At 62.1% G+C, this 20,395-nt stretch carries 18 protein-coding genes, 3 tRNA genes and 1 riboswitch; of the genes, 4 read left to right on the top strand and 17 right to left on the bottom strand.

The window, feature by feature from the left end; all coding sequences use genetic code 11:
- Positions 1–48 precede the first annotated feature (48 nt).
- The 4 genes from EV679_RS03440 to EV679_RS03425 form a co-directional block, all read right to left on the bottom strand.
- Positions 49–1,317, bottom strand: a complete 1,269-nt coding sequence (locus EV679_RS03440; protein ID WP_068367284.1) for an AmpG family muropeptide MFS transporter — start codon at positions 1,315–1,317, stop codon at positions 49–51.
- A 25-nt stretch (positions 1,318–1,342) separates the two neighbouring features.
- Positions 1,343–1,978: a methionine biosynthesis protein MetW gene (gene metW / locus EV679_RS03435; RefSeq protein WP_240733266.1), complete on the bottom strand. Its 636-nt coding sequence runs from the start codon at positions 1,976–1,978 to the stop codon at positions 1,343–1,345.
- On the bottom strand, positions 1,975–3,201 hold the full coding sequence (gene metX / locus EV679_RS03430; protein ID WP_068367795.1) for a homoserine O-succinyltransferase MetX: 1,227 nt from the start codon (positions 3,199–3,201) through the stop codon (positions 1,975–1,977). The genes metW and metX overlap by 4 nt, the downstream gene beginning before the upstream one ends.
- Positions 3,202–3,226: 25 nt before the next feature.
- Positions 3,227–3,305: riboswitch (SAM riboswitch) on the bottom strand.
- Positions 3,306–3,494: 189 nt separating this feature from the next.
- The gene (locus EV679_RS03425; protein ID WP_130486506.1) at positions 3,495–4,397 is read right to left on the bottom strand and encodes an AEC family transporter; all 903 of its coding nucleotides are present in this window, start codon (positions 4,395–4,397) and stop codon (positions 3,495–3,497) included.
- Between the two features lie 122 nt (positions 4,398–4,519).
- On the opposite strand from EV679_RS03425, the gene EV679_RS17940 reads away from it, so the two are divergent.
- Both EV679_RS17940 and gshA read left to right on the top strand, forming a co-directional pair.
- Positions 4,520–4,795 (top strand): helix-turn-helix domain-containing protein, encoded by a 276-nt coding sequence (locus EV679_RS17940; protein WP_127775209.1) that lies wholly within the window; start codon positions 4,520–4,522, stop codon positions 4,793–4,795.
- Between the two features lie 152 nt (positions 4,796–4,947).
- The gene (gshA, locus tag EV679_RS03415) at positions 4,948–6,537 is read left to right on the top strand and encodes a glutamate--cysteine ligase (RefSeq protein ID WP_130486505.1); all 1,590 of its coding nucleotides are present in this window, start codon (positions 4,948–4,950) and stop codon (positions 6,535–6,537) included.
- A gap of 63 nt (positions 6,538–6,600) precedes the next feature.
- Here gshA and EV679_RS03410 read toward each other — a convergent pair whose 3' ends face one another.
- Positions 6,601–8,295, bottom strand: a complete 1,695-nt coding sequence (locus tag EV679_RS03410; protein WP_130486504.1) for an FAD-binding protein — start codon at positions 8,293–8,295, stop codon at positions 6,601–6,603.
- Between the two features lie 417 nt (positions 8,296–8,712).
- On the opposite strand from EV679_RS03410, the gene EV679_RS03405 reads away from it, so the two are divergent.
- Positions 8,713–9,258: a hypothetical protein gene (locus EV679_RS03405; RefSeq protein ID WP_068367294.1), complete on the top strand. Its 546-nt coding sequence runs from the start codon at positions 8,713–8,715 to the stop codon at positions 9,256–9,258.
- A 146-nt stretch (positions 9,259–9,404) separates the two neighbouring features.
- Here EV679_RS03405 and EV679_RS03400 read toward each other — a convergent pair whose 3' ends face one another.
- From EV679_RS03400 to EV679_RS03355, 10 genes are all read right to left on the bottom strand, one after another.
- Positions 9,405–11,060 carry a thiamine pyrophosphate-dependent enzyme gene (locus EV679_RS03400; protein ID WP_207224887.1) on the bottom strand — a complete coding sequence of 552 codons (1,656 nt, stop codon included), beginning with the start codon at positions 11,058–11,060 and terminating at the stop codon, positions 9,405–9,407.
- Between the two features lie 92 nt (positions 11,061–11,152).
- Complete coding sequence (locus EV679_RS03395; RefSeq protein WP_068367296.1) at positions 11,153–12,106, bottom strand: LysR family transcriptional regulator; 954 nt, start codon at positions 12,104–12,106, stop codon at positions 11,153–11,155.
- Between the two features lie 10 nt (positions 12,107–12,116).
- Positions 12,117–12,839, bottom strand: a complete 723-nt coding sequence (locus EV679_RS03390) for a B3/B4 domain-containing protein (protein WP_068367298.1) — start codon at positions 12,837–12,839, stop codon at positions 12,117–12,119.
- A 250-nt stretch (positions 12,840–13,089) separates the two neighbouring features.
- Positions 13,090–13,911, bottom strand: coding sequence for a DUF1460 domain-containing protein (locus tag EV679_RS03385; protein ID WP_130486503.1), 822 nt, complete (start codon positions 13,909–13,911; stop codon positions 13,090–13,092).
- Positions 13,912–14,080: 169 nt separating this feature from the next.
- Positions 14,081–15,208, bottom strand: a complete 1,128-nt coding sequence (locus EV679_RS03380; protein ID WP_165389945.1) for an endonuclease domain-containing protein — start codon at positions 15,206–15,208, stop codon at positions 14,081–14,083.
- A 72-nt stretch (positions 15,209–15,280) separates the two neighbouring features.
- A tRNA-Asp gene (locus EV679_RS03375) sits at positions 15,281–15,357 on the bottom strand.
- Between the two features lie 21 nt (positions 15,358–15,378).
- Positions 15,379–15,454 (bottom strand) — tRNA-Glu (locus EV679_RS03370).
- Positions 15,455–15,534: 80 nt separating this feature from the next.
- Positions 15,535–15,610 (bottom strand) — tRNA-Ala (locus EV679_RS03365).
- Positions 15,611–16,083: 473 nt separating this feature from the next.
- On the bottom strand, positions 16,084–17,052 hold the full coding sequence (locus tag EV679_RS03360) for a FecR domain-containing protein (protein WP_165389944.1): 969 nt from the start codon (positions 17,050–17,052) through the stop codon (positions 16,084–16,086).
- A 5-nt stretch (positions 17,053–17,057) separates the two neighbouring features.
- Positions 17,058–17,567 carry a sigma-70 family RNA polymerase sigma factor gene (locus EV679_RS03355; RefSeq protein ID WP_130486501.1) on the bottom strand — a complete coding sequence of 170 codons (510 nt, stop codon included), beginning with the start codon at positions 17,565–17,567 and terminating at the stop codon, positions 17,058–17,060.
- A gap of 250 nt (positions 17,568–17,817) precedes the next feature.
- On the opposite strand from EV679_RS03355, the gene EV679_RS03350 reads away from it, so the two are divergent.
- Complete coding sequence (locus tag EV679_RS03350; RefSeq protein WP_068367308.1) at positions 17,818–18,954, top strand: HPP family protein; 1,137 nt, start codon at positions 17,818–17,820, stop codon at positions 18,952–18,954.
- A gap of 74 nt (positions 18,955–19,028) precedes the next feature.
- On the opposite strand, the gene EV679_RS03345 is transcribed toward EV679_RS03350, so the two are convergent.
- Together EV679_RS03345 and map are read right to left on the bottom strand one after the other, a co-directional pair.
- A complete protein-coding gene (locus EV679_RS03345; protein WP_068367311.1) occupies positions 19,029–19,469 on the bottom strand; it encodes an HIT family protein in 441 nt (146 codons plus the stop codon).
- A 45-nt stretch (positions 19,470–19,514) separates the two neighbouring features.
- On the bottom strand, positions 19,515–20,330 hold the full coding sequence (gene map, locus EV679_RS03340; RefSeq protein ID WP_068367313.1) for a type I methionyl aminopeptidase: 816 nt from the start codon (positions 20,328–20,330) through the stop codon (positions 19,515–19,517).
- Positions 20,331–20,395: the final 65 nt, after the last annotated feature.

Genomic DNA, 20,395 nt, shown 5'->3' with positions numbered 1-20,395 from the left:
GCGTAACATCGCCGCCGGGCTACAAGGCCTGGCGGCGATTTTTTCATCTCAGGACGGATCACCCGACTCCGGGTCCTGCCGCGTATCCAGGTGCTCTATTTCGGTCTTGCGCCGCCAGAGCAGCCACAGGCCTGGAACCGCCACCGCCACGGACAGCAGGAAAAACCCCGGCCAGCCCAACCAGCCTACCAGCGGCGGCGTCAAGGGTCCGGCAATATAAGTACGTCCGATCGCGGCCAGTGCCGATAGCAGCGCAAACTGCGTGGCGGAATAGCGAGCGTCGCATACGGCCAGCAGCAAAGCCACGAATGCCGCCGTACCCAACCCGCTGCAGACATTCTCGAACGCCACGACCGGCACCATCAGCGCAAGCTCGCCCGGATACCAGGCAATCAATGCATAGCCCAGGTTGGATGCGCCTTGCAGGGCGCCGAACAGCAGCAGCGCACGGAACAACCGCAGCCGCGCCAGCAAGGCACCGCCCAGCACCGCCCCGACCACCGTCGCAGCAATGCCCAGGACGTTGTTGACCCACCCGACCGTCTCGGCATTGAACTGGCCATGGCGAATCAGGAAAGTATTGGACAGCGCCGAGGCAAAGGCATCACCCAGCTTGTAGATGATGATGAACAACACCATTTCCCAGGCGCCGTTGCGTCCGAAAAACTCGCGGAATGGCTCCATCACGGCCGCGCGCAGCGATACCGGTGCCTGCACATCGCGCTGCGGTTCCACCGCGAACAGCGTGACGGCAGACAGCGCCGCCATGCAAACACCCATCAGGATGTAAACGTTGTTCCAGCCCAGCCATTTTTCGGCGGCAACCACCGCCAGGCCGCCAGAGACCACCTTGGCCAGGCGGTACCCCAGAACGGACAGGGCCACACCGGCGCCACGCTCATAGGGTTGCAGCAGGTCGGCCCGGTAGGCATCAAAGGCGATATCCTGCGTCGCGGAAAAAAAAGCCACCATCACGGCCAGCAGGGCCAGCGTGCCCAGCGACTCCCTGGGCGACAGCAGGCCCATGCCGACCAGCGCCAACGCCAGCAACCATTGCGTCAGGAAAATCCAGCCACGGCGGCGGCCCAGGCCGGGCGGCGCATAGCGGTCCACCAGCGGTGACCACAGAAACTTCAGGGTGTAGGCAGCACCGGCCAGCGTCAGTAGGCCGATTTCCTGCAGCGATACACCCGCGACCGTCAGCCAGACTTGCAGGGTATTGCTGGTCAGCTCCAGCGGCAGGCCGCTGGCCATGCCCAGCAGGAAAAGAGGAGCGACTCGGCGGCTGGTGAACAGGCGGGCAAAACGAATGGGAATCTCCTGGTGCCGGCCGCCGCACGCCTCAGGCGCCGGCCGAACTGAAACGATAGACCGCCAGCGTGCTGCGCCAGCTCGGCAACCAGCGTACTTCGCGGTTGTGGTCGAAGGTGGCGCGTTCCAGGATGCGCAATCCGCACTGTTGCGCCAGATCCTCGAAATCGCTCAGGGTGCAAAGATGGATATTCGGCGTGTTGTACCACTGGTAGGGCATTTCACCCGTCACCGGCATACGGCCGCGCAGAATGGACCAGCCATGGGGCCAATAGCCAAAATTGGGGAAGGACACCACGCCATAGCGCGCCACCCGCGCCATTTCCTTGAGGATATGCTCGGTATTGTGCATGGCCTGCAAGGTCTTGGACAGCACCACGGTATCGAAAGCCTGGTCGCCGAACAATGCCAGGCCGTCCTCCAGGTTCTGCTGGATCACGTCCACGCCACGGCGGGCGCAAGCAATCACGCACTGGTCGCTCAGTTCCACACCACGGCCGCGCACCTGGCGGCGATCACGCAATTCCGCCAGTAGCGTGCCATCCCCGCAACCCAGGTCCAGCACGCGGCTGCCTGATTCGATCCAGCTGGCGATACGCGCCAGATCGGGACGCAGCGCCGTGCCGCCACGCACGATCATGCCATTGACGCCGACAATTTCACTCATGCCTGTTCTCCTGCCTGCGCCGGCGCCTGGCGTTCACCCAGGCGGCATGCCCGCGCCACCCTGTCGAAATAGGCCGATACCAGCGCGTGATAGCGCGAATCCGTCAGCAAGAACGCATCATGGCCATGCGGCGCATTGATTTCACCGTAGGTCACGGAGCGGTCGTTCTGCAGCAAGGCGCCGACGATCTCGCGTGAACGCTCGGGCGGGAAACGCCAGTCAGTCGTGAACGACACCAGCAAAAAATCCGCCGTGGCAGGCGCCAGCGCACGCGCCAGGTCGCCCCCGGTACGCCGCGCCGGATCGAAATAATCCAGCGCTCGGGTAATCAGCAGATAGGTATTCGCGTCGAAGGTACGCGAGAATTTTTCGCCCTGGTAGCGCAGGTAGGATTCCACCTCGAATTCCACGTCATAGCCGTAGTGGTAATCGCCATTGGCCGCCGGCTCGCGCTGGACCCGACCGAATTTTTCGGCCATGTCGTCGTCCGACAGATAGGTAATGTGCCCCACCATGCGCGCAACCGACAGGCCCCGCGCTGGCACCGTGCCATGGGCATAGTAATCACCGCCATGGAAATCAGGGTCGGTGATGATGGCGCGCCGCGCTACTTCATTGAAGCCGATATTCTGCGCCGACAGGCGCGGCGTGCTGGCGATCACCACGCAATGGGCCACCCGTTCCGGGCAGGTAACGGCCCAGCTGAGCGCCTGCATGCCACCCAGCGAGCCCCCCATCACGGCAGCAAAGCGTTCTATACCCAGATAATCGGCCACGCGAGCCTGCGCGTGCACCCAGTCCTCGACAGTCACCACCGGGAAGGCCGCGCCCCAGGGCTTGCCAGTCGCCGGATTGATGCTGGCAGGCCCGGTGGAACCGAAGCAGGAACCCAGGTTGTTGATGCCAATGACAAAGAAACGGTTGGTATCCACCGGCTTGCCGGGGCCTACCATGTTGTCCCACCACCCCACGTCCTTGGGGTTGTCGGCATTGATGCCGGCCACATGGTGCGAGGCGTTCAGCGCATGGCAGATCAGGACAGCATTGGAACGGTCGGCATTGAGCTCGCCATAGGTTTCGATGGCCAGCTCGTAGCTGGGCAGCACCTGGCCGCTGACCAGTTGCAGCGGTTCATCGAAAGCGATTTTCTGTGCCCGGACCACGCCGACGGAACCCGCCGGAATGGCAGCCTGCAATGGGTCCTGAGCCACGCACGACCCAATGCCGGTGGCGTTTGAAGATACGGATGAAGGAGTCACATGGACCTCTTTAGCGGGATTTATCGGGCGCCCGCAAGCAGATCAAGCAAATCGGCGCCATGAAGATGAGAAAGAATTCTAACACCGACATCCCGGAACGGGGTGTATCGGCCACGCCGCAAGCAGGGTTACGACGGTACGAGGGCATTCGGTATGAACGGGAACACGAACCACCACTGGCGCAGAGCCTGTCGCGCGGCATCACTTTCCCGCCCCGCTTCCCCGACAAAAGAATGGCCCATAGCAGAACGTCCGGCCTACACCCTCAGGAACCACAGCAGAATAGGTGCAAATACCAGGAATATGCCGGTGGACACCAGAACCGCGCCAGCGGCCTCGTCACCGCGGTCCGTGTAAGTACGTGCGTACATGTAGCTCATCACGGCGCAGGGCATGGACATCTGCAGGACCACGGCATTGGCGATCAGCGGCGGCGCGCCCATGGCCCAGGTCACCAGCAGCGCCGTGGCGCAGCCGCCGATCAGGCGCATGCCTGCCATCAACGACCCCGCACGCAGGCCCGAAGCTGGAATCTGCGACAACGCATGGCCCAGGCTTAGCAGCATCAGCGGTACCGCCAGGCTGCCCAGCAGGCGCGCCGATTCCAGTGACCAGTCCGGCAGGCCCAGGCCCAGCGCGCGCAGCAGTACAGCCAGCACGCACAGCGCCATCGTCGGATTGCGCCAGGCGCCGCCACGCGCCACGCCCCCCGGCAAGATACGCAAACCGACGGTATGTTGCAGGAAAGACGACACGGTGAAGATCGCCACCGCCACGGCCAGCCCGGTTTCGCCAAAAGCCATGTAGGACACCGGCAGGCCGATATTGCCCGCATTCGGCATGCTGGTGGTCGGCAGCAGCTTGCGCACCGGCAGCCCGGCCAGTTTCAGCCCGGCAGCGGACACCAGTGTCACGGCCGCCATACAGGCCAGCGTAAGCAAGACGACATCGGCCAGCAGGGCGTTATCCAGCGTGCTGGTCATCAGCGTATGGAATACCAGCGCAGGCGTCGCCACCTGCGTCACCAGCTGGGAGATGAACTGACCTGCGAACGGCAGGCTGCGCCGCCCCCAGACAAAACCGGCGCCCACCACGACCATGGTCGGCGCCAGCAGGGCCAGCGCGTTCAGGTAGAACTGCATCATCGAGGAAGGTGCCATGCGTATCCTTGGCAGCAAGGATTTATGCATGCGTGCATGATCCCTTGCCCCGTCATTTCAACGTAACAATAATCTTTCTCACTGCCGCCTCCTGTCATGCGGCAGGTTGGAAACATAGGCATATGACACTCGTCACACACAACATCCTGTCGGCCAGGGAACAGGAGTGTCTGGTATGGGCGGCGCATGGAAAAACCAGTTGGGAAACCGGCGTCATCCTAGGAATCAGCGAACGCACGGTCAATTTCCACCTGCAGAACGCCTGCCGGAAACTGCGCGTCAATGGCAGACGCGCTGCCATTCTGCTGGCCATGCACAGACGGCTGATCCATCCGCTTCCGCCCTGGCACGGCGCCGATATGCCTGCCTCCCGGCATCATAGCGCCATGCCGGCCTGAAACAAGCACGTCGGCACTGATCAGCCGCCGGTTTGCGTCATGCCATGCCGGACAAACCTTGCTTTTTTACCCTCAACTGATAGGGATTAAGCACCGTGCGGCCAGCAAACCCGTAAAATCGGCTCCCTGTGAATACGATAAAAAGAGTCGATGTGACCGATCTTCTGCTATCCCGCCTGCAACGCCTGGACAATCACCGCAATATTCTTGAGAACACGCAACGTGGCATCGAGAAGGAAGGCTTGCGCGTCAATGCACAGGGCCAGTTGTCGCAGGCACCCCACCCTGCTGCGCTGGGTGCCGCGCTGACGCATCCGCATATCACGACCGATTATTCCGAAGCCCTGCTGGAACTCATCACCGATCCCTTCCCCCGCACGGACGATGTCCTGTCTGCGTTGCTGGACACCCATCGCGCCACCTATGCCGCCCTGGGCGACGAGTTGATCTGGAATCACTCGATGCCGGCCCGCCTGCCAGCCGACCAGGAAATTCCCATCGCCTGGTACGGCACCTCGAACAGCGGCATGCTCAAGCATGTCTATCGTCGTGGCCTGGCGGTGCGCTATGGCCGTTCCATGCAGTGCATCGCAGGCATTCACTACAATTTTTCGCTGGACGACGCGATCTGGCCCTTGCTGGACCTGCCCGGCGCCAACCTGCGCGAGCAACGTGACGCAGGCTATATCGCGCTGGTGCGCAACTTTACGCGAGCCAGCTGGCTGCTGATGTACCTGTTCGGCGCCTCGCCCGCCATCGCCAGCAACTTCCCCGCCGTGCAAAACGGCGGGCTGGAACGCTGGGACGCCGATACCTGCTTCCTGCCCCATGCCACCAGCCTGCGCATGAGCGACCTGGGCTACCAGAACAAGGCCCAGTCTCAGCTGAAGCTGAACTACAACGACCTGGAAACCTTTCTGGACCGCCTCTACAACGCCGTGACCACTCCCTGGCCGGCCTACGAGGCCTTCGGCACCAAGCGCGACGGCGAGTGGATCCAGCTCAACACCAATGTCCTGCAAATAGAGAACGAGTACTACTCGAATATCCGTCTCAAGCGCAGCACCAAACGCTGCGAACGACCGCTGACCGCCCTGGACGAGCGCGGTGTGCAATATGTGGAAGTGCGCTGCCTGGATATTGACCCCTTTGAGCCCGCCGGCATCAGCGCCGACACCATGCGATTCATGGATGCCTTCCTGCTGTATTGCACGCTGGACGAAAGCCCGGCATTCGCGCCGCAGGGTTATTGCGAGCGCAGCAGCCAGAACTTCGCCAAGGTCGTGCGCCAGGGCCGCGAACCCGGCCTGATGCTGGAACGCAACTGCGAAGCCGTTTCCCTGCAGCAGTGGGGCAAGGACATCCTGGACCGCGTCGAGGCGTGTGCAGAACTGCTGGACCGCGTTCACGGCAGTACGTTGCACCGCCAGGCCGTCGCCATGCAGCGTGCCAAGCTGGAAGACCCGGCGCTCACGCCATCGGCCCGCCTGCTGGCAGGCATGCGCGACACCCAGACATCGTTCTTCGAATATGGCCTGAGCACCAGCCGCGCCCACGCCGACGCCCTGCGCAGCCAGGCGCTGGATGCCGCCACCCAGGCGCGTTACCAGGAACTGGCCGCCCGATCACTGGCCGAGCAGCATGCACTGGAAGCTGACCGCAAGGAAAGCTTCGACGAATACGTGGCGCGCTACCACGCCAATCTGCAACGCCCTCATCGCAAGCAGCACGACGCGGCCTGAATCCAAGAACCGCCAGGCAACCTGGCGGTTCTTTTTACTGCTCACGGGCAAGCACCCGGATGATCAGGTCTTCCGCGCGGCGTGCTTGGCAATACGCCAGGCAAACACCATGGCCGGACCTATCGTGGTGCCGGGGCCGGGGTAAGTGCCCCTGAACAGCGAAGTCAGGTCATTGCCGCAGGCATACAGGCCCTCGATGGGCCGCCCCTGCTGATCCAATACCTGGCCGTTCACATCGCCCCGCAAGCCGGCACTGCAAGCCAGGTCCATGGGGACGACGCGCAATGCATAGTACGGCCCCTGTTCCCGGATCGGGCGCAGGCAAGGATTGGGCTGCTGCGTCTCGTCGCCATTGAAGCGGTTCATGACACTGGTCCCTCGACCGAAATCGGCATCCACCCCAGTTTGCGCCTGCTCGTTATAGCGCTTGACCGTCTGCCGGAAAGCGTCCGCATCCAGGCCAACCTTGGCCGCCAGTGCTTCCAGTGTCGGGGCTTCCGTCAGGTAGCCCTTGCGCAGCTTTTCCGCCAGCCCGCGTCCACCGGGCATGACCAGCCCGAGCCCATAGGACTTGATGAAATCTGCGTCGCAGACCAGCCATGCCTCGCTCAGGCCATGGCGCAGCATGCCCATGCAGAAGTCATGGTAGGAGTCCGATTCATTGACGAAACGCCTGCCATCCCGACCCACGGCAATCAAACCTGGCTTGGCGCGATCCAGCAGGATGTGCGGCCAGATGCCACGCGTGCCATCGGCACGCTGGATAAAGGAACATGGCATCCACAGGGCCGGGCTGTCATGGCCATCATCAAATGCCGCCCCGGCCTGCATGGCGCGCACAATCCCGTCGCCCGTATTGGTTTCCGGCGCCTGGGATTCCAGGCTGACTTCCGGCGGAAAATACTGTTTGCGCAGCGCTTCGTTCCAGGCCACGCCGCCGGTGGCCAGCACCACGCCACGGCGGGCACGTATGCGTTTCTGGCCTTGCGGCGTATCCACCACGGCCCCCACAACCTTACCCTGCTCGAGCAGCAGCTCGCGCAAGGGGGTCTCGAACAACACGGGCACCTTGCGCTGGCGCAGGCTATAGAACAGCCGCGCCACCAGGGCATTGCCCATCAGCAGCCGTGTGCCACGCCGGTAGCGCAGGCGGTCCAGCGCATAGCGGCCGACAATGCCCAGGGTCAGTTTCAGATTGCCCAGTGATGCGAACGGCTGCAGCAGCGGCGCCAGTTCGGCGCGCCCCACCATCATGCCACCCAGGCCCATGAACTCGGGGCGCGGCGGCCGGACACGATCGAAATCCGCGCCCAGCAGACGGCCATCGAAGGGCAAGGGCCCGAGCGCACGCCCACCAAAGGCAGAACCCGGCCCATCCAGGTAATCCGGATGCGCGGCGGCGGCGGCGAACTTCACTTCGGTTTTCTGCTCCAGCTCGTCGATGGCCTGGCGCCCGGCTTCCAGGAACGCGGCCCTGACATCATCGCCGCCACGGTCCCCCACGATGGCACGCAGAAAGGCCGCGGCATCTTCCAGAGAGTCCTGCGCCCCGACGCGCCCGCCCTGCGAATTGCCAGGCACCCACGTGGTGCCGCCGGAGGTAGAAGTATTGCCCCCTACCTGCGTAGTCTTTTCACACAGCAGGACATCCAACCCGCTCAGTGCCCCCACCAGCGCAGCGGTCATTCCGCCCGCACCCGCGCCGAAAACCAGCAGGTCGACCTCCTGGTCAAACCCCGCCTTGCCTTGATCCGTCATGCAGCCTCCATCCCTTTTTTTGCTTCCTGCCGGAAAGGAAAATGACACGCACGGCAGGCGTCCAGATAATTTTATGGAATTATATTCATAAATGGAATCTGATTCCATTTGGTTGCACAAAAGAGAAAACGGCCTGCCGAGATAGCCTCGTGAACAACTGGAAAACGGGCGGACAGCCTGCTGCAGTGCGGTATTCCCGCTGAAGATGCGACAAATCAATATTGCGTCGCAATCCTATTTGCAAATGTGCTAATCCTGACGCACAATCCTTTACAAATCATGGAAGTTAATTCTTTCCGCAACAGTTCTAATGCAGTCATCACGCCGTCCTTGCGGACGGTGTCGTCGTACCCATCCCGATGCCCGGCCGAGCGCCGCGCCCGGAAGCCTGTTCATTCACTTTCACGAGTCTTCATCATGATCGGAAATACGCTGAATCAAGCAAAGAAACGCCTGCAGCTCGCGGGCGCCGCCACGGTTTGCGTGCTCGCCGCCGGCTGCGCTTCGCTGGGCGGCCCCGAGCCTTATTCTGCGCAAGCCTGGGTAGGCAAGCCCGTGGCGACGGCCACCAAGGTCTTCGGCCAGCCTTCCGCAACCAAGGCGCTGCCCAATGGCGCGACCGACTACGCCTGGTACGGCCTGTATGACCGCACCTACGACCGTCCGCTGGGCTACTTCATGGACCCGGGCTACTACCAGCCGCCCTTCGACCAATTCGAAGGCCCTGACTACTACCCGCCCCTGGCAGCCTTCGGCAATCCCGAATTCGACGGCCCCTACCCCTATCCGGAAAGCGGCCTGAACTATGTGGCGGAACGCCGCCTGGTCAAGTGCAAGGTTTCGCTGACGGCTGAACAAGGCGTCATCAAGTCGTTCAAGGTGCAGAACCTGACGACCCCGGACCAGTTCATGGCCGGCGGCTGCGACAACTACGTCACGAACTGGGTGCAACAGGCCCAGTAAGGCCAGACTTGCAGCCTCCGTTGCCTACACCGTGACGGGGGCTACAAGCAAAAAACAAAGCCCTGCCAGCTTGTGCTGGCAGGGCTTTGTACATTGAGCGGCCCGCCGGCGATAGCGCACCGCACAACCAGAATCCGCCTATGGCTTTATATGGCTGCCTTGGAAAAGTCCGGGTGCAGGAATTTCCATGGGCTGGCATCACTGCCACGCGGCACCACCACTTCAATGAGGACCGGCCGTTCAGCGGCAAATGCATGTTCCAGCACGCCACGCAAGGCGTCGGGCGCATGCACCCGGTGCGCCTGCACGCCGAACGATTCGGCGAACTTCATGAAGTCCGGGTTCACCAGTTCCGAACCCAGCAAACGGCCGCCAAAAGCTTCCTGCTGGTCACGGTAGACATTACCGAATGCACTGTTGTTGAACACGATCGTCACGACATTGATGCCGTACTGCACGGCGGTCGCCAGTTCCTGGGCCGCGAACATGAAACCACCATCCCCGCAGATGGAGACCACCGCCTTGCCCGGATTGGCCACCTTCACGCCCAGCGCCGTCGGGAAACCAAAGCCCAGCGTGCCCTGCTGGCCAGATGTCACCAGGGTACGCGGTTCATAGACCGGAAAGCCGAAAATGGACGTAAAACCGACCTGTGAAATTTCCTCGACAAAGAAACCGTCGCGCGGCAGCACATCGCGGATCACGCGCAGGTAATCCAGCTGCGGCTGGATGCACTGGATATCCTGTTCCGCCGCCGCCTTCGCGGCGGCCAGCTCGGCATCGCGGCGCGGCGGCGTGCCGGTGCGCTTCACTTCAGCCGCCAACGCCGCCGCCCCTTCGGCGGCATCGGCCAGCACGCTGACATCCGCGCTGATGCGCCGCACTTCCGCCGGATCTATGTCGATGCGGATCAGCTTCAGGCCTGCCGGGCGGTGACGCCAGCGGATATCGAACAGCTCGAAGCGCGAGCCGATCACAACGGCCACGTCTGTCTGCGGCCAGAGCCGAGCACCGGAAGCCACTGTGAAACCCAGCGGATGATCGTCCCCCACCACGCCACGGCCGCCACGGAAACTCACGACGGGCGCGCCCAGCGTTTCCGCCAGCTCGCGCACTTCGGCGCTGGCTTCCAGCGCGCCAGACCCGACGAAAATCATGGGGGCCTTGGCCTGGCCCAGCAGCTTTGCCGCACGTGCAATGGCATCGGTGTCCACCGGCGGCTTGGGCTGCAGCGGCAACGGCGCCTGGGTACGCACCCGCCCTGGCTGGGTAAAGAAATCCCATGAAGCCTGCAGCGACACTACGCCAGGCCGCCCCGACTGCATTTCCTGAAAGGCACGCGCGACCTGCCAGGGCGTATCGGCGGGTTGCTCGATATGAGCGGCCCACTTGCCCAGGTCGCGCAGGATTTCCAGCTGCCGGGGCAGTTCGTGCAGCTGCCCCCGGCCACGGTCCTTGAAGCCGCTCATGACGTCACCCGTGATGGCCAACACCGGCGCATTGCAGCCATGTGCCGTCAGCATCGCCGCGCTGGCGTTGAGAATTCCGGGGCCGGGCACGACTGCGAAAACCCCCGGCTTACCACTGGAGCGCGCATAACCGAAGGCCATGTAGGCGCTGGTCTGTTCATGACGCGCTCCGATGGTGCGCACGCTGTCCTGGTTGCGCGCCAACGCGTCCGTAAAGCCATAAATCTGCGCACCGGGCAGCGCGAATACGGTATCGACGCCATGGGTTTGCAGGCTATGCACCAGGGCATCCCCCCCTGTCATGGGGTACGCGGTGTTCGGGTCTTTTTGCATGTCATTTGCCTCCTGGCCAATTACGGTGGTCTTTTCGGTGAATTCCGGGATGGATGCCGCAGCCAGGCATACCCCGGCTGCGGGAAAAATATTCAGGCAGTATGGTTCGGCGGCCAGGCATCGCCAGGGCTGAGGAAACGCGAACTGCGGCAATGATCGAACACGAATTGCCGGAACCACTGCTGCTCGGGTGAACTCTGGATGCGACTGTGCCAGACCACCCAGTAGCGGAAACGGTGTTCGATGAAAGACAGGGGCCGGGCACAGACATCCGCCTGCTGCGCCCATTGGCGGGCAATGTGTTCGGGCAGCGTCAGCAACATATCGCTTTGCTGAATGACGCTGAGCGCGGCGCTGTAGAACGGCACCGCCAGTTTCAGGTCGCGCCGCAGGTGCTGGCGGCGCAGGTGCGCGTCGATGAAACTGTCCTTGTCGCCCCCCATGCTGATCGTGGCATGCGGCCAGGAAAGGTACTGCGCCTGGGATATCCGCGCCTGCCGGGCCAACGCATGGCCCTTGCGCATGCAGCAAACCGGAGTATCCTCGCCCAGCACCCGGCCGTGATAATCGGCCGGCGTGTCTTCCAGCATGGTCGTCACCAGATCGACTTTGCCGTCCTCAAGCCAGTCATAGCGGTCGGCCTGCCAGATGCGGAACTCCACGCTGACGCCGGGCGCCTGCAAGGCCAGGTCATGCAGCAAGCCGGGCAGGATGTATTGCGCGACATAATCGGAACCTGCCAGGCAAAAACGCCGCTCGCAGCGCGCAGGGGAAAACTCGGCAGGAGAGCTCAGGCGCTCCAGTCCGGCCAGGACGTCACGCAGCGGGTCCAGCAAGGCCTGCCCGCGTTCAGTCAGTACATACTCGCGCCCGCGCCGAACCATCAATGGGTCGCCCAAGGCCTCGCGGAACTGCGCCAGGTGGCGGCTCAGGGCAGGCTGGCTCGTGCCCAGCAGCCTTGCTGCCCGACTCAGGTTACGCACTTCTAGTATGGCCGCCAACGCCATCAACTGAGACACGCTCAGGTGATTGAAGGCCAGATTCATGGCCGCGCGCTCAGTCCAGCGCTATCTGCATGGCGGGCTGTGCTGCATCCAGCACGGCTTGCCCCACGCAACGTCCGCCACAATAACGGCCGACCAGGGCCACGACATCCGCCACGGCACTTTCGACGTCAGCTCGGCTGGTCGGCGGCAAACCGTCGATATCGAAAAACACGCATGAGGTATCTGCCAGCGTCCGCGTATCGGCAGCCTGGCGCCAGGTCCAGCGCCGCGTCAGCACGCGCTGGCCGGCAGCCAGCACGATTTCGCCGGCGGCGATGCTTTCAGGCGCCTTGCCGGGGTCGGCCAGAAAACCGTCAGCCTCCGCAGCCTTGCGCAGGCAGATCTCCTGCGATTGCGCTCCGATGGGATGCACCCCGGCCGGCAGCACATAACGCAAAGACAGCAAGTTGCCGATATCCACCAACGGATTGATATCCGGCAAGGTATCCGGCTTGAGCACGCGGCGGCTCAGCGCTTCGATGGCGCTGCGATGTTCGGAGGGCTTGGCGCCAAACCGGCGATAGGCATCCCGCCAGGCGGCGATCTGCGGATACTCGGCCGGATTACCGGTGATGCGCTCGCGCAATGCCGCTTCGCTGGCACGCAGCAAGGCCGTCAATCCGGCGTCGGGCTGCGAATTGTCCAGGTCCGTGAATACGACCACGCCCCGCCGGTATTCCGGATAGTCCTGGAAGATTTCGGGATGAATGGTATAGGAGAAATTCGTCGACATGCGGTCTCGATACGGAGCAGATGCACAGGCCCAGCCAGGCGCGGCTGGATTCGCAAGGACTATACACTGACGCCGGATGCCATATCATGCAGATACTGAATGCCAACTATACGGATAATGAATACATTGAAGAGGCTATATCAATTAGCCCGGTGCTGCGCTCCACATAAGCGCGAGTTCATGCCGTTCGTTGCCTGCTGTGGTCCATATGGACCACCTGTGACCGCCATAAGCCCCCCACTCATAAAACTCAGGGCGCGCGCAGAACCACCATGCCGGTTTTGGCCGCCATATAGTCCCGCAGGGGCACATCGACCACTTTCATATTGGCCTGCACGGACGAAGCGTTGCGGAACCAGACCTGGCCGGCGGCCTTGACCACGATGCCCACATGCGTCACATCCAGGCCATCGAGCGGGGTATAGGCACCGACATAATCGCCAGTCTGCAGCTTGGCCAGCACCTGTTCGTCAATGGCAAACGCCGGAATGTAATCTATCGTGCGCGGCGTCTCGCCCAGGCCGGGCAGATACTCCGTGCCGTCGGCCTTGCGGTTCAACACCTTGTCCACCGAAACATAGATGCCACCGACCTCACGCGTGACGTCCGTGGCATTCCTCGGTTCGACGGCCGCCCAGTCGGAGAAAAAGTGGCGGCGATGCCGGAAATCAACATTGCCATCCGCGTAGCGGACAGCAGCCAGCCGGGTCAGGAAGTCATTGCCGTCCGTGGCGCGGCTCAGGGCCTCAACGTAATCAATGAACGTAAAGCAATCGACCCGGTTGAAATCCGCAACCAGCATTTCATTGGTATCACGCGATCCCACCAGCGTATTGGCCCGGTATGGAACACCCAGAAACAGGGAGGACACCTGGGCCAGCCTTGCGCCATGGTCCAAGCCAGGTTCGGACAGCGCAGGCATGGCAATAATCGCCTTCACCCGGGCGCGGGTCGCTTCATCCGTCTTGACCAGGTATTGCCCTTGCTGCGCTGTGGCAGGATTGACAATGGCCATGGCCAGGAACAGGCCCGCCAATCTGGCAGACAGGCTGATGCCGGGATGAAAGTGCATGATTTCCTTGCGTCCGTCCGCCCTGCCAGCGGGTGCAGACAGGGATGATGCACAGAATACCTGCGCGGTGAGGGAAACAACATCCCCCGGAGCGGCTTGCCATGATGCCGATAGTCAGCCGGCGCGATGCCCAGGCACCTTAGCCGGTCACAGACAACTGAACACACACTCAGGCAATGAGCCGCCAGCAACCTTCAGCATTGAATTCGAGCAAGGCCTGGCGCACGGCGTCTCGCATCCGCTCATTTCCCTGAAGGCGCAACCTAACCTGCTCGAAATATTCTGCACGACGAGCAGCCAAATGCCGGAACGCTTCCTCCACCGCCAAGTTGAATTGCGGCGATGCGCCGGACGCTGGCGCCCTGAACGGCGCAATAGGTGTGAACGTCACCGTACGATCAGACTCGCCACGCCGCTCGCGTAACGCGACGATCTGAGCCCTCAGATTGTCCAGATTCGTCTGGAACTGCTCCCTGCGCCCTTCTTTCTGTCCAATCCAACTCTCAATCTCCTGACGCACTTGTGCCAGTTCGAAGGCCTTCTCGATCACCACGCATTCCTCGTCGAAGATATCCCGGGGACCACGCAGAACATCCGCGACACGCTGCTGCTCCTTTGCTGCATCCAGCATCTCCAGCGCGTCGCCAAACTTCATTGCTATGGTCTTGAATCCAGAGGCCAGCTGCGCAGAGGCCTGCCCCCATTGGGTATCCACCGACGCAGAGGAAGACGACACAGGCATGGCAGCCAAGGCTGCATTGACCTGTTCCACCGCCTGTTCGGGCCTGTCGAATACAAGCCTGGCAGGAATCCGCAAGGTAATGTAGCCCTGGGTACGCAGATACTCGTCCCGCTGGCGGTCTCTTGCCATCGCCTCAGGCGAAGAATGATAAGTCTCTCCGTCGATCTCCACGACCAAGCGATCATTGACAAGAAAATCCACCCGGTAAGGCGGCATTTTGACTTGCAGCGCCAATGTCAACGCCTTGCCATGCAACTGGCCATTCTGCGGCTGCAGGTGATGCGCCAGTATCATGGCTTTCAGGAATGCCTCTTCGGCAGGAGACTCACACAGATCCAGGAATATTTTCTGCCAACCCGGCGTCTGCGCGGTTGCCCTGAATAAGGGCGCGATGGATTCGGGATCCGGCGCAGGCCTGCGCCAGTCTGCAATCAAAGACCAGGCAATCAACGCGGCAATCAGCAACAGCCACGGAAAAATAAAACCACCCAGCGAAAAACCCAGCACCATCGCCAGACGACCTGACAGATTATGAATCCGTTGCTGCTGCGCCATGGAAATATGGGGAATTACGAGCATCAGAACGAAAAAAGCACCTTTTTCAAGGTGCTTTTTTCTGGAATCTTTTGGCGGAGCGGACGGGGCTCGAACCCGCGACCCCCGGCGTGACAGGCCGGTATTCTAACCAACTGAACTACCGCTCCGCAGCGGTACCACAAAATTAGTGGCGTCCCCTAGGGGATTCGAACCCCTGTACTCACCGTGAAAGGGTGATGTCCTAGGCCTCTAGACGAAGGGGACAGGACCAAACAACAGATCGAAGATTATATGGCATTTCTTCGATTTACTGCAAGTTCTTTTTCAAGAACCTCTTCGCTTTTTGGTGGAGGTAAGCGGGATCGAACCGCTGACCTCTTGCATGCCATGCAAGCGCTCTCCCAGCTGAGCTATACCCCCATTTGCCTCTACATTCTACCAACGTTTCCACTCGGCTTTCGCGTCGTTTCTTTCGTTGGTTGCTCTGTGTCAGCAGCGAAGAATTGAATTATGCACGAACTAAAATCCGTATGCAAGCGCCGTGTCGAATATTTTTCATATTTGCACAAATACAACATTTTTTGTTTTCACGCTTGCAGGACTTGCCCTGGCTTTTTTTTTCCTGTCGAGGACAACGGCTACCCACCTGACCACAGTCCAGGCGGGCCGACTGCCGCCCGAGCGGGCGCATGCCGACCAGGCCGCCGACCGCGCCCGTACCGCCCGCAGCCATGTCAGAGCCCTTGTCTATGCGCACGCCACCAATCAGGTCGGGATCAACATAGGTGCGCGACGAGACGCCGGCGTAGCCCGGTATACCGTGGTTTCCTGGCGCGAACCGTCGATCAGCACCGGACCCCGCCCTAGTGGCCCTTCACGCCAGGCGCGAGGAATCAGGCAGGCACCAGCTTGAGCCAGTAGCGGCTGCGGCGCTGTACCCGGATGGGAAGCGCCTGGGTAATGGCGGTCAGTACCCTTTCCGTATCCATATAGGGAAAGAGCCCGGTCAGGCGCAGGTCGGCGACCGCCGGATCGCACAGCAGCCAACCGCGACGGTAGCGGCCCAGCTCAGCGACGAAATCGGCCAGGCGAACATTGTCGGCCACGAGCTCGCCGCGCGCCCAGGCACCGTCCTCGTCCTTCAGCGGACGGGCTTGCGGCCCGGTGCCAGGCTGGATCACGGCACGCTGCCCGGCTTCCAGCACATAGGAACGCAACCAGCCATCTGCCATCAACACGACGCGATGCTCGAACACGCTTACCACCGTATCGGCCTCGCGTTGCCTGACGATGAACCGCGTGCCCAACGGGGCTACCCAACCCTGCGCCGTTTCCACCCGCATGGGGCGGTCCAGCGTGTCCTTGCCGGTTTCTATCAGCACTTCGCCCTGACGCAGCCGGATCAGGCGCAGCCCGGCGGTGAAATCAACGTCCACAGCACTATCGGTATTGAGCAACAGCCGGGTGCCATCGCTCAACGTCAGCACCCGCTGTTCGCCAACACCGGTGCTGTAATCCGCCACCAGGCTTTGCCAGCCATGAACCTGCATCAGCGTACCCAGGCTGGCGCCACCGACCGCCACAACAGCGGCACGCTTGAACGCCCGCCGGCGCCCGGCATCGCGCAGGGTCGACAAACCCTGGCGCGCCGCGGCCGGATTCAGGGTGCGCAAGCCGACCCCCAGGCTCTCGAAACGCGCCCAGGCTTCACGATGCGCCGGATCGGCCTCCAGCCATTGCCGCCAGCGCCGCCGGGTATCGGCGGAAACATCGTCGGCCATCAGTTCAGTCATCCAGTAGGCGGCGGCACGCGCAATTTCCTCGCGCCCGCCATCGACACCAGTGAGCCAGGAAGACACCATGCCGCTCATCCCAGCAAGACCAGGAAAGCCTGCTGGTTGGCTCGCATCAGGTATTGCTTGACCGAGCTGGTCGACACGCCCAGCGCCTGCGCCACGTCTTGGTAGGAGGCCCCTTGCAGGTGCACGAGCATGAATGCCTCGCGCACCTTGGTCGGCAGGCCGTCGAGCATCTGGTCCAGGCGCAGCAGGGTTTCCAGCGCCAGCGCCCGGGTTTCCGGCGACATTTCCATCTCTTCAGGCAAAGCGGCCAAAGCGGCCAGGTAGGCCTCTTCGAGCTGCCTGCGCCGGTGCCGGTGCGCCACCAGGCAACGGGCAATCGTGGTGAGGTAGGGGCGCGGCTCGATGATCTCCCCCGCCTTGCCTGAGCAGATCACACTGAGGAAGGTGTCCTGCACCAGATCTGCCGCATCGGCATCATTGCCCAGACGACGGCGCAGCCAGCCATGCAACCACCCCTGGTGGTCTTGGTACAGGGCATCTACAGGATCGGCGGGCGTAAGGGCTTTGACTGACACAGGCGGGCTCCGGCGACCAGATCCCTGGGGCAACAGCGGGGATTGGCCATTCGGTCAAAGATAGGTGAACGCAAGAATTGTATGAGAATTATTCTTATTACTCAAAGAATTTAACATGCCCTTGAAAACTGCTGCATGAATACCACGGTGCCCGGGTGGGATATTTAGTGCGGCATCCGGCGCCTGTCCGGCTCGGGCCCGGCCTGAATTTCTTCACGGCGGGGGTCGAAGCGGTCTATTATTTATCATCATGTCCGGTTTAATGCATCGCCTGCTGCTGGCACTCAAGCCCGCCCCCTTCCAGATCAACAATCGTGAACGTCTGCGCGCCCTCATCGGCGCCGGCCTGGCAATTCTGATCACCTCCCAGCTCAGCCAATGGATGATTGGCGACGACCTGCACACCTATTGGATGGTCGGTTCGCTGGGGGCAACCTCCCTGCTGGTATTCCTGCTGCCCGGCAGCCCGCTGGCCCAACCTTATGCCGCCGTGCTGGGCAATACGGCCGGCGCCTGCATCGGCGTGCTGTGTGCCCATGCAGGCCTGCCGCCAGTACCCAGCACCGCGCTGGCGGTATCCGGCGCCATGGCCGCCATGTTCATCCTGCGCTGCGTGCACCCGCCAGGCGTAGCAGTGGCGCTATTTGCCTCGCTGACGCACATTACCGATATTTCGTTTGCCCTGGTGCCCATCTTCACGGACACCCTGCTGCTGGTCATCCTTGCCGCCATCTATAACAACCTGACGGGCAAGGCCTACCCCCACATGGAGCCGAAAAAACCTGCCTCGCCAGCCAAGCCTGCTTCCAGCCGCTTTACCGACGAAGACCTGGACCGGGCACTGGCGCGCTACAACCAGGCCCTCAATATCAGCCGCAGCGAACTGGCACAGGTACTGGAGTACACCGAGAACGCCACCTACGAGCGCATCCTGGGCGCCACGCTGTGCCGCGACATCATGAGCCGCGACCCCATCGCCGTTTCGCCGGACACCCCCCAGCCGCAAGCCTGGGAAATCATCCGCAGCAACAAGCTCAAGGCGCTGCCTATCGTTGACGACAGACATCACCTGCTGGGCATCGCCACCGCCTCGGATTTTGCCGATTCATCGCTGGCATCCGCCACGCCAGCGCCCGGCCCGCGCGGCCTGCGCGCCTTGCTGGGACGGCGCAAACCCAAGACACCGGACGCCCCCACTGTCGCCGACATCATGACCTCGCCCGTCACCCATGCCAGCGAAGATGCCCCGATCAGCAGCCTGATACCGCTCTTCGCCCAGCAGCGTCTGCGCCATATTCCGGTACTGGACGCCAGCGGCCAACTCACGGGCATCGTCACCCAATCCGACCTGCTGCAGGCGCTGTACCAGGCCGTGCAGCCGGACTGAAATGAAAAAGCCGCTGCCGGCGAAACACCGGCAGCGGCTTACCCTTGCCTGCGGCATGCGCCGCAGGCGAAAAGTCAGGCCTCGTCCTTGGCCATTTCGGCCAGCACCTTGCGCAACTTTTCCGCGTTGGCCACCAATTCCGCCATATCGCCTTTCTCGGCGGCATGGGCCAGCACTTCTTGCCCTGCGTTGCGTGGAATGACGTGGAAATGGATGTGCGGCACGGTTTGCCCGGCTGCGGCGCCATTCATCTGCGCCACCAGGATGCCCTGCGGTGCGAATGCCTGCTTGGCCGCAATGGCCAGGTGGCGCGTGGTGCTGATCACGGCGCGCGCGCCGTCGTCGGACAAGTCGAGCAGTGTCTCGGCGGCTTCCTTGGGGATCACGAGCACGTGCCCGGGCGCCTGCGGCATGATGTCCATGAATGCAACCGTGTACTCGTCTTCATAGACACGGATGCTGGGCAATTCATCGCGCAGAATGCGCGCAAACACATTATTGTTATCGTAAGCCACGTCGAAGAGTCTCCTCAGACAAGAATTCGGCGCCCGCAGCCAGCCTCAGGCCGCGACGGTATGCACCAGGGGAATCTCGGGATAATCGCCGGTGCCTTCGGGCCACGGGGTCAAGAGTTCGTAGCCATCGGCGGTGACGGCCACCATGTGTTCCCACTGCGCCGACAGCGAATGGTCCTTGGTCACGACCGTCCAGCCATCGCCCAGCACCTTCACGCCAGCGCGGCCGGCATTGATCATCGGTTCGATGGTGAACACCATGCCCTCGACCAGTTTCAGGCCCTGGCCCTTGCTGCCATAGTGCAGCACCTGCGGTTCGTCGTGATAGACGCGGCCGATGCCGTGCCCGCAATACTCGCGCACCACGGAAAAGCCCTCGCGATGCGCCACGGTCTGGATGGCATGGCCCACGTCGCCCAGGGTCGCGCCCGGACGGACCACCATGATGCCAGCACGCATTGCCTCGTAGGTCACGTTCACCAGGCGGCGGCCCAGCGGGCCGACCTTGCCAACGAAGTACATACGGCTGGTATCGCCGTAGTAGCCGTCCTTGATCAGCGCGACGTCGATATTGACGATGTCGCCGTCCTTGAGGATCTTCGTGGGCGACGGAATGCCATGGCAAACCACGTGGTTCACCGAGGTGCAGGACGTCTTGGTATAGCCGTGGTAGCCGATATTGGCCGGCGTTGCCTGCAATTCGTTGATGATGTATTCACGGCAGATATCATCCAGCGCTTCCGTGGAAACGCCAGGCTTCACATGAGGCGTGATCATTTCCAGAACGGAAGCGGCCAGACGCCCTGAGATGCGCAGTTTTTCAAGATCTGCTTCGGTATTGATGACGATTTTCCTGCTCACAAGCCTGCTCCCTGAACCATGGCGCCCTGAATGGGTGTTGTTTCCTGCGCATGTGTGGCCCGGCG

The sequence above is a fragment of the Kerstersia gyiorum genome (genome assembly GCF_004216755.1).
Taxonomy (GTDB): domain Bacteria; phylum Pseudomonadota; class Gammaproteobacteria; order Burkholderiales; family Burkholderiaceae_B; genus Kerstersia; species Kerstersia gyiorum.
Note: the sequence above shows the minus strand (reverse complement) of the source record. Positions and strands in the feature narration are given on the sequence as shown.

What these genes read in the sequence shown, in the direction of transcription:
- EV679_RS03405 (WP_068367294.1), top strand. Translation starts at nt 8,713, where the DNA reads ATGATCGGAAATACGCTGAATCAAGCAAAGAAACGCCTGCAGCTCGCG.
- EV679_RS17940 (WP_127775209.1), top strand. Translation starts at nt 4,520, where the DNA reads ATGACACTCGTCACACACAACATCCTGTCGGCCAGGGAACAGGAGTGT.
- EV679_RS03360 (WP_165389944.1), bottom strand. Translation starts at nt 17,052, where the DNA reads ATGGTGTCTTCCTGGCTCACTGGTGTCGATGGCGGGCGCGAGGAAATT.
- EV679_RS03410 (WP_130486504.1), bottom strand. Translation starts at nt 8,295, where the DNA reads ATGACGGATCAAGGCAAGGCGGGGTTTGACCAGGAGGTCGACCTGCTG.
- EV679_RS03425 (WP_130486506.1), bottom strand. Translation starts at nt 4,397, where the DNA reads ATGGCACCTTCCTCGATGATGCAGTTCTACCTGAACGCGCTGGCCCTG.
- EV679_RS03395 (WP_068367296.1), bottom strand. Translation starts at nt 12,106, where the DNA reads ATGAATCTGGCCTTCAATCACCTGAGCGTGTCTCAGTTGATGGCGTTG.
- EV679_RS03380 (WP_165389945.1), bottom strand. Translation starts at nt 15,208, where the DNA reads ATGGCGCAGCAGCAACGGATTCATAATCTGTCAGGTCGTCTGGCGATG.
- EV679_RS03390 (WP_068367298.1), bottom strand. Translation starts at nt 12,839, where the DNA reads ATGTCGACGAATTTCTCCTATACCATTCATCCCGAAATCTTCCAGGAC.
- metW (WP_240733266.1), bottom strand. Translation starts at nt 1,978, where the DNA reads ATGAGTGAAATTGTCGGCGTCAATGGCATGATCGTGCGTGGCGGCACG.
- EV679_RS03400 (WP_207224887.1), bottom strand. Translation starts at nt 11,060, where the DNA reads ATGCAAAAAGACCCGAACACCGCGTACCCCATGACAGGGGGGGATGCC.
- EV679_RS03350 (WP_068367308.1), top strand. Translation starts at nt 17,818, where the DNA reads ATGTCCGGTTTAATGCATCGCCTGCTGCTGGCACTCAAGCCCGCCCCC.
- EV679_RS03385 (WP_130486503.1), bottom strand. Translation starts at nt 13,911, where the DNA reads ATGCACTTTCATCCCGGCATCAGCCTGTCTGCCAGATTGGCGGGCCTG.